Annotated in this window: 20 protein-coding genes and 1 pseudogene; 6 read left to right on the forward strand and 15 right to left on the reverse strand. The window is 40.0% G+C overall.

The window, feature by feature from the left end:
* Positions 1 to 109: 109 nt before the first annotated feature.
* From QUB68_RS25020 to QUB68_RS25040, 5 genes are all read right to left on the reverse strand, one after another.
* Positions 110 to 313, reverse strand: a complete 204-nt coding sequence (locus QUB68_RS25020) for a hypothetical protein (RefSeq protein ID WP_332997524.1) — start codon at positions 311 to 313, stop codon at positions 110 to 112.
* Positions 314 to 374: 61 nt separating this feature from the next.
* Positions 375 to 929 (reverse strand): hypothetical protein, encoded by a 555-nt coding sequence (locus QUB68_RS25025; protein WP_332997526.1) that lies wholly within the window; start codon positions 927 to 929, stop codon positions 375 to 377.
* A gap of 49 nt (positions 930 to 978) precedes the next feature.
* Positions 979 to 1,548 (reverse strand): SLOG family protein, encoded by a 570-nt coding sequence (locus QUB68_RS25030; RefSeq protein ID WP_332997528.1) that lies wholly within the window; start codon positions 1,546 to 1,548, stop codon positions 979 to 981.
* An 80-nt stretch (positions 1,549 to 1,628) separates the two neighbouring features.
* Positions 1,629 to 1,973, reverse strand: coding sequence for a DUF4326 domain-containing protein (locus QUB68_RS25035; protein ID WP_332997530.1), 345 nt, complete (start codon positions 1,971 to 1,973; stop codon positions 1,629 to 1,631).
* Between the two features lie 90 nt (positions 1,974 to 2,063).
* Positions 2,064 to 2,570 (reverse strand): type II secretion system protein, encoded by a 507-nt coding sequence (locus QUB68_RS25040; RefSeq protein WP_332997532.1) that lies wholly within the window; start codon positions 2,568 to 2,570, stop codon positions 2,064 to 2,066.
* Between QUB68_RS25040 and QUB68_RS25045 the strand changes: the two genes are divergently transcribed.
* Entirely contained in the window at positions 2,569 to 2,703 is a 135-nt protein-coding gene (locus QUB68_RS25045; protein WP_332997535.1) for a hypothetical protein, read from the forward strand. The genes QUB68_RS25040 and QUB68_RS25045 overlap by 2 nt on opposite strands.
* A gap of 21 nt (positions 2,704 to 2,724) precedes the next feature.
* Here the strand turns inward: QUB68_RS25045 and QUB68_RS25050 are convergent, their stop codons facing one another.
* The 10 genes from QUB68_RS25050 to QUB68_RS25095 form a co-directional block, all read right to left on the reverse strand.
* The gene (locus QUB68_RS25050) at positions 2,725 to 2,979 is read right to left on the reverse strand and encodes a hypothetical protein (RefSeq protein WP_332997537.1); all 255 of its coding nucleotides are present in this window, start codon (positions 2,977 to 2,979) and stop codon (positions 2,725 to 2,727) included.
* Positions 2,980 to 3,044: 65 nt separating this feature from the next.
* Positions 3,045 to 3,656: an alpha-ketoglutarate-dependent dioxygenase AlkB gene (locus QUB68_RS25055; protein WP_332997539.1), complete on the reverse strand. Its 612-nt coding sequence runs from the start codon at positions 3,654 to 3,656 to the stop codon at positions 3,045 to 3,047.
* A gap of 119 nt (positions 3,657 to 3,775) precedes the next feature.
* Positions 3,776 to 4,171: a hypothetical protein gene (locus QUB68_RS25060; protein WP_332997542.1), complete on the reverse strand. Its 396-nt coding sequence runs from the start codon at positions 4,169 to 4,171 to the stop codon at positions 3,776 to 3,778.
* Between the two features lie 128 nt (positions 4,172 to 4,299).
* Positions 4,300 to 4,635, reverse strand: coding sequence for a hypothetical protein (locus tag QUB68_RS25065; protein ID WP_332997544.1), 336 nt, complete (start codon positions 4,633 to 4,635; stop codon positions 4,300 to 4,302).
* A gap of 115 nt (positions 4,636 to 4,750) precedes the next feature.
* Positions 4,751 to 5,032 carry a hypothetical protein gene (locus tag QUB68_RS25070; RefSeq protein WP_332997546.1) on the reverse strand — a complete coding sequence of 94 codons (282 nt, stop codon included), beginning with the start codon at positions 5,030 to 5,032 and terminating at the stop codon, positions 4,751 to 4,753.
* A gap of 98 nt (positions 5,033 to 5,130) precedes the next feature.
* On the reverse strand, positions 5,131 to 5,508 hold the full coding sequence (locus QUB68_RS25075) for a hypothetical protein (protein ID WP_332997548.1): 378 nt from the start codon (positions 5,506 to 5,508) through the stop codon (positions 5,131 to 5,133).
* A 62-nt stretch (positions 5,509 to 5,570) separates the two neighbouring features.
* Positions 5,571 to 6,029: a hypothetical protein gene (locus QUB68_RS25080; protein ID WP_332997550.1), complete on the reverse strand. Its 459-nt coding sequence runs from the start codon at positions 6,027 to 6,029 to the stop codon at positions 5,571 to 5,573.
* Positions 6,030 to 6,163: 134 nt separating this feature from the next.
* Positions 6,164 to 6,538, reverse strand: coding sequence for a hypothetical protein (locus tag QUB68_RS25085; RefSeq protein ID WP_332997552.1), 375 nt, complete (start codon positions 6,536 to 6,538; stop codon positions 6,164 to 6,166).
* Between the two features lie 281 nt (positions 6,539 to 6,819).
* Complete coding sequence (locus tag QUB68_RS25090; protein WP_332997554.1) at positions 6,820 to 7,047, reverse strand: hypothetical protein; 228 nt, start codon at positions 7,045 to 7,047, stop codon at positions 6,820 to 6,822.
* A gap of 68 nt (positions 7,048 to 7,115) precedes the next feature.
* Positions 7,116 to 7,484 carry a hypothetical protein gene (locus tag QUB68_RS25095; RefSeq protein ID WP_332997555.1) on the reverse strand — a complete coding sequence of 123 codons (369 nt, stop codon included), beginning with the start codon at positions 7,482 to 7,484 and terminating at the stop codon, positions 7,116 to 7,118.
* Between the two features lie 98 nt (positions 7,485 to 7,582).
* On the opposite strand from QUB68_RS25095, the gene QUB68_RS25100 reads away from it, so the two are divergent.
* The 5 genes and pseudogenes from QUB68_RS25100 to QUB68_RS25120 all read left to right on the forward strand — a co-directional run.
* Positions 7,583 to 8,395, forward strand: coding sequence for a DNA cytosine methyltransferase (locus QUB68_RS25100; protein WP_332997557.1), 813 nt, complete (start codon positions 7,583 to 7,585; stop codon positions 8,393 to 8,395).
* A 24-nt stretch (positions 8,396 to 8,419) separates the two neighbouring features.
* Entirely contained in the window at positions 8,420 to 9,808 is a 1,389-nt protein-coding gene (locus QUB68_RS25105) for a hypothetical protein (protein WP_332997559.1), read from the forward strand.
* Positions 9,809 to 9,812: 4 nt separating this feature from the next.
* The gene (locus tag QUB68_RS25110) at positions 9,813 to 12,560 is read left to right on the forward strand and encodes a hypothetical protein (RefSeq protein ID WP_332997561.1); all 2,748 of its coding nucleotides are present in this window, start codon (positions 9,813 to 9,815) and stop codon (positions 12,558 to 12,560) included.
* Between the two features lie 197 nt (positions 12,561 to 12,757).
* Positions 12,758 to 13,267 (forward strand): HU family DNA-binding protein, encoded by a 510-nt coding sequence (locus QUB68_RS25115; protein ID WP_332997563.1) that lies wholly within the window; start codon positions 12,758 to 12,760, stop codon positions 13,265 to 13,267.
* 98 nt (positions 13,268 to 13,365) lie between these two features.
* Positions 13,366 to 14,138, forward strand: a pseudogene (locus QUB68_RS25120) (hypothetical protein); the annotation flags it as partial.

Genomic DNA, 14,138 nt, shown 5'->3' on the forward strand with positions numbered 1-14,138 from the left:
AGACTCCACATCTCATCACCACTTTTAAGCGAAGCATTACTTTCTTCCGTAGCAGAATCTCTGCTTTGCTCTTCAGAAGCAAAGCAGAGATTTTTGCTATTGGATTTTGCTATTTGATTTTGCCTAGTATTTGCAGAAGATAGATGCCCGCAGCGACGCAACTAAGCTCAACATCTTCAAGAACATCAGGAAACTTGAGTTTGTAGCCAAGGCTGGTAGCCTCGTAAGCCACGATTAACCCGACGGCGATTGCTTCTTCTGCCAACTTAGTAATTCGCCCCTTGATGTGACCTGTAACTTTGCGTTTAGTCATGTTTGGTGAGAGTTTTAGAGATTTATTGAAAAAAATCAACATGGACAAGCGAAGCATTGCTTTAAATCGAGGCGAACGGTTGTTCAAAACTCAGAGGCAAACAAAGCTGTTGTGGTGGTTTTGTAATCCAGACAATCTTTTCAAGTGGATTAAATTGGTAAACCAGAAGATTGTTTGCGATCGCCAAGTCAATAACATCACCGGGAGCATTGTGAGCAGTTTTCAGAATGCCATCCCAATTAGTTCCGGTGTAGACGCTCAGACAAATATCAGATTTACGCACCATGTGGCGCACAACAAGCGCTCTAGAGTTGTGAAATCCTTGAGGGTATAGAATCACGGTTTCTGTTGCCAGCTCTAATTGCTTGCGAAACCGTGACCGCTGGCGAGTTTTCCAAGTGCGATCGATGTTGGGATGTGGCAGTACAGCAGTCCAGGGCAGCCGTCGGGCAATCAAGATATCGGCAACTACCTGGTCAAAACCAAGTGTCATCCCACAGAGGAATTGACGGACATTTTGTTCGATCGCCAAATCAATCAATCCCTCAATTTGTCGGCGGTAATGGGTGTCAATCCAATAATTTCCAGAAAAGAAGGCTTTAACTCGCTTTGGCATGACAAGAAAGCCCCTGGGTATCCAGGGGCTGATAAGGTTTATTGGAGAGCTAGAAAAGGCTTAGTTGATTAGGCGGTTCCAAAATGGAGAATTCGTCAGTTTTGGGATTAAACTGAAAAATTAATTTGTTGGCTTTACGAGCCATTTGGATTGTGTGAAATGTGCCACCTTCTCGCCGACCGTCCCAAATCGCCAAACACAAATCTGCATTTTTCACCATGTAAGCATTGCGTTCCATCATGCAGGTGGGTGTATATTGCTTTGAAATCAGTATTCTTTCGCTGGCGTTTTCTATCAAATTCTGGTATTTGTCTTGGTCGGTTTGCGACCATTTTATGGATTGGTGGGGACATGGTATGATGGCTTTCCAACGAACTCCTCTTTCTACAAGAATTTCTGCTGCTAATAAATCTGTACCGAAAGCCATTCCTGACCAAAATTCTCGAACACCTTGTCTCATAGCAAGATGTATTAACCGAAGAATTTTGCCACGGATATCGTTGATATTTCGATGTCCCGTGAAAAAAGCTGTATGATATTCCATATTTTCTGGTTCTTGGTTGATTTCTCGATCGATCGCAATTTGATAGTCCAATAGTTCAAATTGTGGTGAGTACATGAAACGTCAATAAACTACACCACCAAAAGCGAAGCATTTTATGGTGTAGTTTTAACAACCTTTCTAAGAATTTTAACTGATTAAACTTTGTTTTCTCGAATCAACCAAAGGATAGCATTTCTTATTACATCCCCGTGACAAGCCAATGGAGCACAATAACAAGTCAGAATTAGTGGTTTGCCACCTTTGACTAACCGTGCCATCGCTAACAATTTTTTCAATGCTCCATTAGGATTATGTTCGCTGATATTAATCTGATACCACAACCATTCTCGATAAAGTTTAATTACTTGTTCTCGATTGCCATCAAATCCTATGGAATATGGATTTGCTAGTGGACTGCGTGGGAGTTTTTTAGTACCTCTACCAATGTAGATTTTATCTTTGCCAATAAACCCATCAGTTTTGCCATTTACAACTTGCATGATTTCTCCTGATTTTGAAATAACTATTGCAGATGCAAAGTAAAAAAAAAGCCTTAATCTACCCAAAATAGGTAGATTAAGACTTTTTAATTATTTGCATTGTTTATCTTTGCGAATTGACCAAGAACCTGTGTTACCAGAAGCTCCACCTCGCACAAGACAAAACTTCTTTCTTGTCCAAGGATGGCTAAACGTAACAGTTCCATGTTGTCCGTGACTGCCGCCAATGCCAGCGTTGGTTTCTGATTGCCAACTAATCAAGGTAGCTCGATCGCTACCAGCTTTCCCTGCAACACGGGAGTCAATACCTCTGAAAGTAGATTTAATTTCAATGCCAGATGGCAATGGCACAGGGTTACTACAAACTCTATCTAAACATTCAGCAATCGCTGGTGGATTGCTATAAATCGCTACACTACGAACTTGCCCGTAATTTACGATGGCATCGTATTGCGATTGCTTTGATGTTTGATGAATTTGTAACATCGCTCCAGTTATTTTGGCATAACCGATTAATCCAGTTCCACCAATAAGAGCAATTGCAGATAGTTCACCGACAATTACGATCGATACCAATTTTTCGATTAAAGTAGTCATGTCATCACCACAAAAAAATTACATCATTTTTGCCGTTCGCCTCGATTTAAAGGCTTGGATATTTGTATTGCAGCGAATTACTGTGGGCATCTTTTCTAACAAAAAAGCCTTAACTTTCCTGGTTGAAAGTTAAGGCTTTTTAGATACCTATGAATTAATCTTGCAATGAACAAACAAATTCCATAAGTTGTTTGGCAGCCAAATCATAGGTTTCGCAAAAACCTAATTGTTCGACATCGCCAAGTGCAAATTGCCAGAAATACCAACCAACTGGTACACCGATCGCATTAAAATCAATTTCGGTTGCTTGAACAATTCTTGCACCGTTCAACTCAATCAATACATTCATGGCATTACCAATTTGAAATAACGCCATTTTGCCGAAGGCTTGGATGTTAGTATATTGCAAAGAATTACTTTAACAATATTTTTAAAAAGCCTTAGATTCTGGGTAGAATCTAAGGCTTTTTATTTCTAAAACACTTGGCGGATCGTCATATTCAAGCGTCCACCATTTTTCAACAAGCTTTTGGGGGCTGTGTTGGGGATGATTTGCTTAACTCCGTGATAAGCAAGTCGCGATTGACCGTGCATCACTAAGATATCGCCCGATCGCAAAATTATGCTCTTAGTTGGATCACTACGTTTAGTGCCTCCAACTAGAAATTCACAATCATCGCCGATCGATATGCTGATAATAGCTGGTGATAGGTTCACTTCAGTATTATCTTGATGGAGTCCAAGTTTACTTTTGACAGTTGCTGGATAATAATTTATCAAGCAAGTGTCAGGGATGTAACTTTGTTCCCCAGCTAACCTGGCAACATAAATTGCTAAGTCAGCTAAGCTGTCGGGCATCGCAGGAAATGCTCGACCATTAGGCTGTGTGCGACTATAACGATAACCTTCACGGTCACTCGTCCAGCCAACCTGTCCACAGCTAGTTTGTTGGCAGTTGAAAGGTTGACCACTCGGCATCACAGGTGTGATGAAAGGTGCAACTGTAGCAATTTCTCGGCACATTTCAACTAATCGAATTTGTTGGTCGATCGTCAATATTCCTTTGAGGTGTAACATAATCGTCATTGATTTGAAACTACACTATTTTGCCGTAGGCTTGGCTTTCGATATGATGCGGAGACTTATTGTAGGAATCTTTTCTAAAAAAAAAGCCTTAGCTCCCAAGGGGAAACTAAGGCTTTTTGTTAAATTTGTGTTGCGAGATATTTGATACATCTTGCTAACATTTCGGCTTGCTCTTGATTAGTTAGGTAAAGAAGTTTTATATCAACTTCTTTCGATCGTTCTGCTAACTTAACTAGAGTATGAAAGTAACGACCTAGAAGGTTAGTTCGGTTACTTTTGGTGGCTTTTCTTTCGAGATAAACAGGTAAAAACTGTTTAATCTCAATCCACAACATCGATCGATAAGCTTCAACAGATAATGGACAGTACAAAGGTGACTGTCGCAAATCATCTGTATGAAACTTATAGCTGCCTTCGCTGACATTAAAAACTGTGTTGTCACAGATATCAACGACTAAACTTACTTTTTCAGTGTCTAATTTGTCGAAATCGACTTCTTCTACTCTGATATTCATAATCGTTACCGATTTGAAACTACACTATTTTGCCGAAGGCTTAGCTTTCGATATGATGCGGAGACTTATTGTAGGAATCTTTTCTAAAAAAAAAGCCTTAGTTTCCACGGGGAAACTAAGGCTTCTTTTTAAAAGTCGTATGGATTGTCTTTATTCAAAGCTATGTCGTACTTCTTGGCAGTGCCATTCAGTTCATTACGACGAATGTAATGTTCTGTGCGAACTGCCAATAAATCTTTAATTTCATAGCCCAAATCAAGAGCAAATTCGACTACACCATTGTAATCTAACTCATGAATTTCATGAGATTCCCATTCAACCTTGAAAACTTCATAAGCTTTGTAGGCTTTGTCCTTGCCTTTGATCTGATTTTCAGTTTTGTAAGTATCCCAAGCGATGATGCGAATTGCATCGCGTAATTGAGAAGCACGTTTTTCGGAAAAGGAAGGGATATTGAGAGCCATGATAAGTACCAGGTAAAGTTAATAACGAAAAAATTGGCTAACATTTCAAGCGAAGCATTGCTCTTGCTTCTTCTGATAAAGCTATGATTCTTAGCAAGAACCATAGCTTTAAATCCTAAAATTCTATATCTTCAGAAGATGTATTCCAGCAAATGTGATTTTTCTCAGAAATAACTTGCTCACAGGTTAAGTTAAAGTCATCTTGAAGTTCTGCGATTGCTTGCTTTGAACGATCGATCGCAAGTTCAAGAGTCTTTTCAATTCCCCAAGTAGTATTGAAATCTTGGATAGACCAAATCCAATCATTAAGTTCACCCATAGACCAAGGGCGATGATCGATATCTACGATCTGGGTGAAATTGACGACAAAAGGTTCGATTGTTACTTGAAACATCATAATTACCTAGAAGAAGAACACCATTCTTGCCGTAGGCTTGGCTCACGCAGTAATGCAAAATATTGATTTGCTATTTCAAGACAAATCAATATTTTGGTTTAACCTTGGATTATTCTGGTTAATGGAACACGATTGATATTGGCTCTGGTGCCGGAACTACGCCCATCCCAAATAGCTAACCCATAATCTGCGATCGAACACATCATGCGATCGCGATTAGAGTAATTGCCTGCTACCGACACAGTAGGAAACCCATGATGATTTCTAGGTTTGCCTAAACTGTTGAATTTTGCATAATAGACTGTTACCTTTTGATATCCTTGTTTTTTCAGATATTGTTGGACTAGGGAATCAACGCCATCCGCATCGCCTATGATTATGTGAAAGTTTTGGGCAATGATTCTTTCTATTGAAGCTATTGCCTCAATAGGTAGTGTTTTAATCGATCGATTGCCAGAAATTAATACTTTGGTCATGATGATTCCTTTGGTAGTTTAATTAAAAACCTTAGTTTCTAAGGAGAAACTAAGGTTTTATTTTATCGACTTGCAAGATAATTAACAAATCTCACAAGTAACTCCGCGTTGGGCTGATCATAACCAGATAACACCCAAAACGTAATATCTTGGGTCTTACTTGTTTCTGCGATCGTCTTGAATTGCTGCAAAGTATAATAACCTTGAGCTATCCTGAGTTTTCGATCTGTGATGGTGGCGAAGTCAGTTTGAACTAAAGTCCAAAGATACTGACGTAGCTCAGCAGGTTTCATATCAATATTGATATTGTTCAAACCTTTACCTTGCTTGTCAGCCCAACTAGAAAGCTTAATATCCTTACCAGCATAGCCAACTACGAAGTTGGTAGCCTTAAAGGATTCTTGCTCGTCAGTAGTCATCAGAATACTTTCCCCATTTTGTTTGTGGAAATATTTGCCTGAGCTACGGTTAACATCAAAGATGTTCAGGGACTCTTTGATATTTCTGATTTGAATGGTCATGACAGTTACCGATTTGAAACAACAACATTTTGCCGAAGGCTTGGCTCACGCAATAATGCAAAGAATTACTGTAAGAATCTTGTCTAAAAAAAAAGCCTTAGTTTCCAAGAAGGAAGCTAAGACTTTTTGATTAACTAAACAGAATCACCACGAAACTCATAGGCTTCCATTTCTACAAATTGTTCGACACTTTCATAGATGTCAAAGCCTCGATTGTGCTGTTCATGCACATCAAAGAACATGAAATAACCTTTGTAGTCGATATCATAACCGTCTGATTCATTGATTTTCCTTAGATAGCTGCCATCAGGAAACTCAATCTTTTCATTCTCCTCATTTAAGAAGAAGTTAACGGAAGATTCGATCGAAAACATATCGTGTTCTGCGATGGAATCTTCTGGTGTTAAATCAGACTTTTGTTCGCAATATTCAAGAAAGTCAGGTGATTGGGAAATTTCTTGAACGAGTGCTTCCAAAGCTTTAAATTTTTGGTAAAGTGAAAGTTTCATGGTCATTACCGAAAGAAAGAACAACATTTTTGCCGTAGGCTTAGCTCACGCAATAATGCAAAGACCCTCTTGTCTAAAAAAAAAGCCTTAACTTCTAGGTAGAAGTTAAGGCTTTTTTACCGACTTGCAAGATAATTAACAAATCTCACAAGTAGTTCAGCATTAGGCTGATCGTGACTAGACAAAACCCAAAACGTAATTTCCTGGGTTTTACTTGTTTCTGCGATCGCCTCACAGCTAAAAAAAAAGCCTTAGTCCCCAAGGGGGAACTAAAGCTTTAATTACTTCACCAAGAAATGCTGAAGTAAAGCTGAATTTCTGAGATTATGCAACTCTTCAGGAGTAAAGTCATCTTTCAGAAATTCAAGCTTTGCATCCAGACATTCTTCAAACTCAGAGAACGGTTTATGACACAACTCATTCTCGCGCTGTTCAAACTTCTTCATAGCGAAGAAAGTTTTGATGAATTGGCGACAGGCGAGTTGGTGTCGAGTACGTTGGATTTTCATTATAATCACCGAGAAACAACACCATTTTGCCGTAGGCTTGGCTCACGCAATAATGCAGAAACCCAATGTTAACTAATCAATCCTTCATTAATGCAATCGACCACAAAATCTGCTTCTAGACCACGAACTTTTAACTCAAATGGGTACGATCGACACCGTTTACTTTTTCTTGGATCTGAGCCATCTTTCCCAAAGTATGCTCCATTTTGTTGAAGTAATGGTTTGATTCGATCAGCATCAATTTGTGAACGAACACCAATGTATGTGATGAAACTTTCAAAACCGGAATCTTCATCGGGTGCGATATCCCAATCAAACTTATTTACGACTGCTCCACAAATTGTGATGCGATCGGATAACTTAACAACCAGAAACGAGCCATTAGGACTTGATTCTAAAACTTGTCCTTGAATCCCTGCAAAAATGATCTTAGACATGATAAAATTAGTGAAGAAATAGTTTAGACAGTTGCGGGAAATTATACCCATAGTTTCCCGATTTTCTCATCACTCTAAAGCGAAGCATTTTGAAAACTTTGAATTGCATAGACTTTTTTGCTGGAATTGGTGCATGGGAATTAGCATCGGCAGTGGTGAACAGAGTTAGTAATTATCCAGTATTTCGGACGATCGAATTTATCGAAATCAATTCACAAGCTCAAAAAGTATTGCGAGCGCACTTTCCCCACATCCCCATCTATTCAGATGTCAAAACTTACCAGCCCATCCCAAAAGCCGCCGATATCTACTATAATTCTTTTCCTTGCGTCGGCACCTCCGCAGCCGGAACCAAGACAGGTCTTTCGCATCAAGAAAGTGGATTGTGGTTTGAATCGCTGCGGTGCATTTCGATCGGACAACCAAAATTTATCATCATCGAAAATCCCATCGGACTTATCAATCGAGGATTACGAGCAATTATTGCCGGACTCACGCTGGCTGGATATCAAGCAGAAATTGAAATTATCAGCGCGTCGGAGCTTGGCGCACCGCACCAAAGACAGCGCGTGTTCATCATTGCCTACCGTTTTGACTTACAGCTTAGGGAACGGCAAAACTTCACCGAGTGGTCAGACAACATTGGAGCGGATATTAAAAGAGCAAGGGAGATTGGAGCGATCGAAAAAACTAAACCCGGCAGTGTGCGCCTGGTTAATGAAATTCCCCCCTGGCTGGGCGGAATCAGTTTTGATGCACACAACTGGGCAAACCCACCAATCCGATCAGGACTATCCCCCCGGACACCTGGACGCAGAGAATGTGTGAGTTTTTATGGCAGGTCGATCGTACCCTTACAAGCTGCTGTGGCATTAATGCGGATACAATTTCTGGCTTCTTTGATAGAATAGTTTAAGTTAATTATCTTAGTGACCATGACTGAAATCTGGATAGGAAAACAAGTTTTGCCAATTGTTGATGCAGTTGATAAAGCAATATCTAACGGTAAAGATTGGTATACAAGTTTGCCACATATCAAATTTGTAATGGAATCTCCAGCAATGGTTGCTGTAAAAGATGTGGTAACATCAGCAATAAATTTACAATTGACTACAGCCAATGTAGGGAAAGTATTTTGTGAGACAGTTTATGGCATTAATCTTGCTAGAAACTCACGAGTTTATCAACAAAATCTAGCTGGGCGTGGGCTGAGTTTGTTGGGGAATATCAAGCCTTCGAGTAGGGATAAATCTTTGTATGAATCGGCAGTAATAGCACATAATGAATCATTGAATTTACCAAGATTATCTGTTGAATTAGCAGCAATAGAAGACCAAATCGCTGCTATAGAAAAACCAGAAAATCCTTTGGCAATCATGGAAGAATGGCGACAACAAGCTATGACTAAGACGGCTGGAATTATTGATATTTTGGTTCAGAAAATAGAAGAACTGAAAGGCAATGCTAGGCGAGGTGCAAATGTTCAACTTGATCGAGCAACAAAGGCTACAATGGCAATGAGAACAGGGCAAATTCCACTCATATTTGCCAACTCTGATTATGAAGTTAGATCGACATTAAATTGGGATATTGGTTCAATTTCCAAATATGGGATTAGCTCAATTTCCCAGCAAAACATTTATGCCAATGCGATCGTACCCATAGCAGTCGGTGGTGCAGCGACAATCGCAGGCGCTGGAGCAATTATTGGTTCGATCGCTTCTTGGCTTCTTAGCAGCTTTTTTCTCAAAGGATTGGCTGGATTTCCAATGCAAATGTTGGATGCTCTGAAACATACAGTTACCTCGATCGTTCTCAAAGTTCTTGGTTCGTCTGGGGCAAATGCTTACCGATTTTTGGCTGCATCAGTTATAAAAGCAGGTAAAAGTTTAATTCCAGTGGTTTTTGCTCATACAGGAATGTTTAGCGCTGCCTGGACTTTTTTAATGCCTTATGCTGCGCCAATTATTGGAGCAGCGGTATTGATTCTTTTAGCTATGAGAAATAAACCTTTAGTTGGACAAAATCTATATGTGTATGGTAAAACTAGCGATACTATGTTCTCGCTAGGTACCGCTCATTTATACGATACAAACAGGGCAGAAATGCGGTCGGAAATGCAACGAATAGCAAGAGAGTTGAAAGCTGAATCAATCTATGATTTTTCTCAACTGTATGGAGTTGCCACAGATGATGATGATAAACCAGTTATGGTTCTTAATTTGTTAGATACTGAAAATCCAATATTAACTGTAGGAGAAGAAGCGATCGCAGAATTACTAGGTAATTGGGCTACAATGTTACAAACATTCACTTTATTTTGAAAATATGGCTACTGATTGGAATAATATGCTAATTGATGCAGATACAGTCACCGGAACTGTATCTGTCATCTCAACCTGGAGGGTGTGGAATTGTTTAAAAAGAGAATGGGATTTATCGGTTCCGCCAGTGGTATTAAGGAACACAATGATTGGTGCATTGTATCCAAAACCAGCAGACAGGTTTATTATTGGTGCAATTACCAATGACACAAAAAACCCGAATTTCTTGAATCCATTTACACCGCCAGATTCCCAAAGATTTTCACTAGATTTAGCTAGCAATAGCAGAACACATGGAAGATTTCTATTCAACTCAGAAGAAATTGGAGAGAACTATTATGGCAACACTGCCGATGTTCAATGGAAAAGAATAATCTATGGAAGTATTCTGCACACTGGATGTAAGCAGATGGTTTACAAAAAAATCAAATATATTGTCGTTGATGATGAGCGAGTTAATGAAAAAGGTGCGCTTGAAGATGACAAAACACATTCATATCATTGGCGAACAGGAGATAGTCACGCCAAAGCAAGTAAGAGTTTAATGGAATTTTTGGGGCTTAACAAAGCTCACGAGGAAGAAGAAGATAAAATAATAGATTTAAGTATTCCGATTCAATTTAGAATGGCAGTCCGGGATAAATGGGTGGGAAAAGGTACGATCGCCTACAACAAATTTCTTGATACAGAATTAGGTGGACAATACGATTTAGTAATTCCTCTTAGTTCCCTTAAAGGTAAAAAGCTGGAACAGGGAGTTTATGAAGATGTTATTTTAATGGGATTGGTTTTTGAAGGAGAACAAAGAATGGCAAAACCAGGATGGATGTTCTTCCAATGGTTCCCGATGAGTGCTTTGTTGAAACACAATAATGGGAATTATAGTATTATGCGAACCTTGCGGGAAAAATGTGCAAAGCTAGCAAAAGCCTACAATTCTATCAAAGACTTGGCAGAAATTTTGAGAGTTAGTCAAGCGGTGAAAGATGATAGTTTGCTAAATCCAAACGCAGATATTATCGACAATTACGAGCAATCGGAAGGCGAATATATTAGCCCTTTGATTAGAATTATTCAGGTTGATGTGCATGGCGTATTACTTTTGCATCCGTACATTATTCGGAAAATTCAAGAACGTTTACAGTTGCAATGGCTTGTGCTTGCTACAGCAGGCGGAGTTCGCTTTTATTCGGTGATGTGTCAACCGGATGAAAGCTTAGATGTTTACTACAAAGATGGCGCACCCGATGGCGAAAAAGTCATGTGTGCACCGGATTTTAGACCCGGATTTTACATAGTATTTTGCAATCCCATGAGACATTGGGGAGATTGTCAGATTTGGCGAAATGTCCATGAAGGTACCTATGCAAATGGAACTGGACTAATTGCAGCAACCAGGAAACAATTACTGGGACTTGGTAGAGATACGGATGGCGACTTTATGCAATTAATACCTGTGACAAGATTTCCTGCATTAGCAGAAGCAATAAGTAGATTTCCTAAAGCTCCTAAAACTGAGAAATTTGACAAAATTGCACTGAAAGGAGATTTGCGAGAAATAGCAATTAATTCGATGAATAATTTTACTGGGGTTGCTGCTAATTTACTTGGTCGTGCTGCTGCTGCTGGTGTAGAGCATCATTACATTGATATTCCCCCCGGCGGATTGCAAACTGAAATTAAGAATATGAAAATTATTGATTTTCTGTCTCAACAAGTTCAGATTGCTGTCGATAGCCTTAAGTCAGCATATCCTAATAATATGGTTGGAATAAACGCTGTTACAGAGTATATAGATTCGATCGGTGTCAGTCAGATCCCCTGGCTCAAAGGATTTAAAGACCCGTTGGTTTATTCTCAATACCCTTGCCCGGTGGATGAAACAGCAACTGATACTATTAGCCAAATTGTAAAAACTGTTAATAGTTATTGGAGAAAACCTGATATAGGGATTGTTTCATCACCAGTAGCCTATAAAGATGCTTTGTTTAAACTCTATCCGAATGTTGAGCATCAACTAGAATTAGCTAATGCGGTTCGGTTGGATTACGCAGCACAAATTAACAATGCGATCGAATGGAAGAAAGTAAATGGAGGTAGTTCCCAAAAAATCAAGGAAGTTTCGCAACTTTTTAAATCTAAACGTGATAGTATTTTGGCAACCTTGAAACCTAATGAACCATCAGGCGGAAAGACATATAGTGCAGATAGTTGGGCTGCTGCTTATTGGAAAGTTTGTCACGTCTCTGAGACAGGTTCTGCTGGTTTAGTTTTCTTGCTTTGGATTGAAGAAATTCTGAAAGAATTGAAAGGTACGACCAGAGAAATAGGTGAAGCAATTAAGATCTTCAATACTCACAAAAGCGAATTTCAATTACAGATGCTTAATTCGTGGGGCGATCGTAATCCTAGACTAGGTTACTCAGGAAAACTTGTAAGCATGAGAATTGTTTGGATTGACGCATTGGACAAAAATGGAAACGTTGTTGGCAAAAAATTAGCAGTTACAATTATGAGATATAACGAACTAGAAAAGGGATATCGTTATTTTGGTACAATTGCCAACGACTACACAGCTGGTTTGCAAGTAGGGGAAACTCGTGACATGGCAGTTTACAACCATCGAGTTAGACCTGATTATGTTTTATCTCAAACACGATTTTTTGTCACTGAAGCTTGGCTTTTTGACCCTAACATGATGACCACGATCGAAATGGAAAACTGGGTCAGGAATCCACCATCTAAAGGTTGATATCTCATACACGTGACCGAGAAGCGAGACGCAAGCCCCTGGCTTTAGACATGGGGCGCGTAAATCAAAGTATCCTTCGATCGTAGACCTCAACCAATTTGATTTTTAGCGAAAGCTCTCAATTAAATCGAAGCGAACAGAAAGAAAAAACTAAATTTGTGATAATATTTATCTAATCTCTCACTTAGCTTTCTCACATGACCACAGAATTTATCCAAAAAGCTACCGGATTACCTGAAGGTACGATCGTCAAAGTAATGGATTCTTTTGTCGAATTCGTAAAAGCTTCCCTCCTTGAGGGAAACCAAGTTGAAATGAAAAACTTTGGCGTTTTTAGTTTCAAAGATTTGCCCGAACGTCCCGGCCGTAATCCTCATGCCAACGTAGCGATTACGCTTTCAGCAAAACGCAGCCCAAGTTTCAAATATTCCAAAAAGTTTGTTGATTCTGTTCAACCATCAGTTTCTGCCATTCCCACTGTCACTCCACCATCAGCTCCACCATCAGCTCCACCTGTGATGCCGATGACTCCCCCACCACTGGTATCAAAAAACTGGTACTTAGCTGATGCAGCGGGTGCATTTTCTGAAGTGCCAGAACACGAACTCAAAGCCAAGGGCTTAAATGCCTCCAGTATGCTTTGGAGTGCCGAAACTGATTGGAAAAAAGCAACAGACATTCCCGCACTTGCTTATTTACTACCGTAATTTTACTCAGAAATTATGACAGAATAAAATGTTATACAAAGGAGTCGCTTGACTCCTTTTTAATTGCTATACTTAGTGAGAAATGTATTGGTAAAAATATGTCAGCCGGAAAACTAAGTTTCACATTGGCAGAATACAAAGTGCGTGAGGATGGTACTTGGGTAACAGCGAGAGTGGGAGTTACGCGATCGGACGGTTCTGTGGGCGCGATTACAGGTCGTGTGAATAATTCCAGTAGCACAGCGCCTGCACGGGCTACACGCAATCTAGATTATGTTGATCCTTACGGCACTGGTACCAATCAAATTTTGGGATGGCTTGATAGTGAATCGGGGACTAAATTTTGTACTTTTAACATTATTAACGATGATTTTGTCGAAGGTGATGAAGTTTTACCTCTCACGCTCAATACCTTTACTGGAGGTGCGACGGCTGGAGCAATTGTCGCTACCAGATTGATAATCCTTGATGATGATTTTGTTATTGCAAAACATCGGTGGGATAACACAGCATTGCAATTTGAAAATCCTGATGGAACTTGGGGCAATATTGTTGAATTGAAAGGTGCTATTGGTTCCACTGGTGCAACTGGAGAACGGGGACTAACTGGCATTAAAGGCGATCGAGGTGATACTGGTGAACGCGGTTTACAAGGTGAACCAGGCATTCCCGGTATTCCCGGCGAACCTGGTATTCCCGGCGAGCGTGGCTTTCCCGGCATTCAAGGCATTCCAGGCGAACCTGGCTTTCCCGGCGAGCGTGGTATTCCCGGCATCCCCGGTATTCCCGGTGAACCCGGTATTCCCGGTGAACCCGGTATTCCCGGTGAACCCGGTATTCCCGGTGAACCCGGTATTCCCGGTGAACCCGG

The organism is Microcoleus sp. A006_D1 (genome assembly GCF_036702805.1).
Lineage (GTDB): Bacteria > Cyanobacteriota > Cyanobacteriia > Cyanobacteriales > Microcoleaceae > Microcoleus.

Excerpts from the sequence above, each read along its gene's own strand:
- QUB68_RS25020 (WP_332997524.1), bottom strand. The coding sequence starts at position 313 with ATGACTAAACGCAAAGTTACAGGTCACATCAAGGGGCGAATTACTAAG.
- QUB68_RS25025 (WP_332997526.1), bottom strand. The coding sequence starts at position 929 with ATGCCAAAGCGAGTTAAAGCCTTCTTTTCTGGAAATTATTGGATTGAC.
- QUB68_RS25030 (WP_332997528.1), bottom strand. The coding sequence starts at position 1,548 with ATGTACTCACCACAATTTGAACTATTGGACTATCAAATTGCGATCGAT.
- QUB68_RS25035 (WP_332997530.1), bottom strand. The coding sequence starts at position 1,973 with ATGCAAGTTGTAAATGGCAAAACTGATGGGTTTATTGGCAAAGATAAA.
- QUB68_RS25045 (WP_332997535.1), top strand. The coding sequence starts at position 2,569 with ATGTCATCACCACAAAAAAATTACATCATTTTTGCCGTTCGCCTCGAT.
- QUB68_RS25040 (WP_332997532.1), bottom strand. The coding sequence starts at position 2,570 with ATGACTACTTTAATCGAAAAATTGGTATCGATCGTAATTGTCGGTGAA.
- QUB68_RS25055 (WP_332997539.1), bottom strand. The coding sequence starts at position 3,656 with ATGACGATTATGTTACACCTCAAAGGAATATTGACGATCGACCAACAA.
- QUB68_RS25060 (WP_332997542.1), bottom strand. The coding sequence starts at position 4,171 with ATGAATATCAGAGTAGAAGAAGTCGATTTCGACAAATTAGACACTGAA.
- QUB68_RS25065 (WP_332997544.1), bottom strand. The coding sequence starts at position 4,635 with ATGGCTCTCAATATCCCTTCCTTTTCCGAAAAACGTGCTTCTCAATTA.
- QUB68_RS25070 (WP_332997546.1), bottom strand. The coding sequence starts at position 5,032 with ATGATGTTTCAAGTAACAATCGAACCTTTTGTCGTCAATTTCACCCAG.
- QUB68_RS25075 (WP_332997548.1), bottom strand. The coding sequence starts at position 5,508 with ATGACCAAAGTATTAATTTCTGGCAATCGATCGATTAAAACACTACCT.
- QUB68_RS25080 (WP_332997550.1), bottom strand. The coding sequence starts at position 6,029 with ATGACCATTCAAATCAGAAATATCAAAGAGTCCCTGAACATCTTTGAT.
- QUB68_RS25085 (WP_332997552.1), bottom strand. The coding sequence starts at position 6,538 with ATGAAACTTTCACTTTACCAAAAATTTAAAGCTTTGGAAGCACTCGTT.
- QUB68_RS25090 (WP_332997554.1), bottom strand. The coding sequence starts at position 7,047 with ATGAAAATCCAACGTACTCGACACCAACTCGCCTGTCGCCAATTCATC.
- QUB68_RS25095 (WP_332997555.1), bottom strand. The coding sequence starts at position 7,484 with ATGTCTAAGATCATTTTTGCAGGGATTCAAGGACAAGTTTTAGAATCA.
- QUB68_RS25105 (WP_332997559.1), top strand. The coding sequence starts at position 8,420 with ATGACTGAAATCTGGATAGGAAAACAAGTTTTGCCAATTGTTGATGCA.
- QUB68_RS25110 (WP_332997561.1), top strand. The coding sequence starts at position 9,813 with ATGGCTACTGATTGGAATAATATGCTAATTGATGCAGATACAGTCACC.
- QUB68_RS25115 (WP_332997563.1), top strand. The coding sequence starts at position 12,758 with ATGACCACAGAATTTATCCAAAAAGCTACCGGATTACCTGAAGGTACG.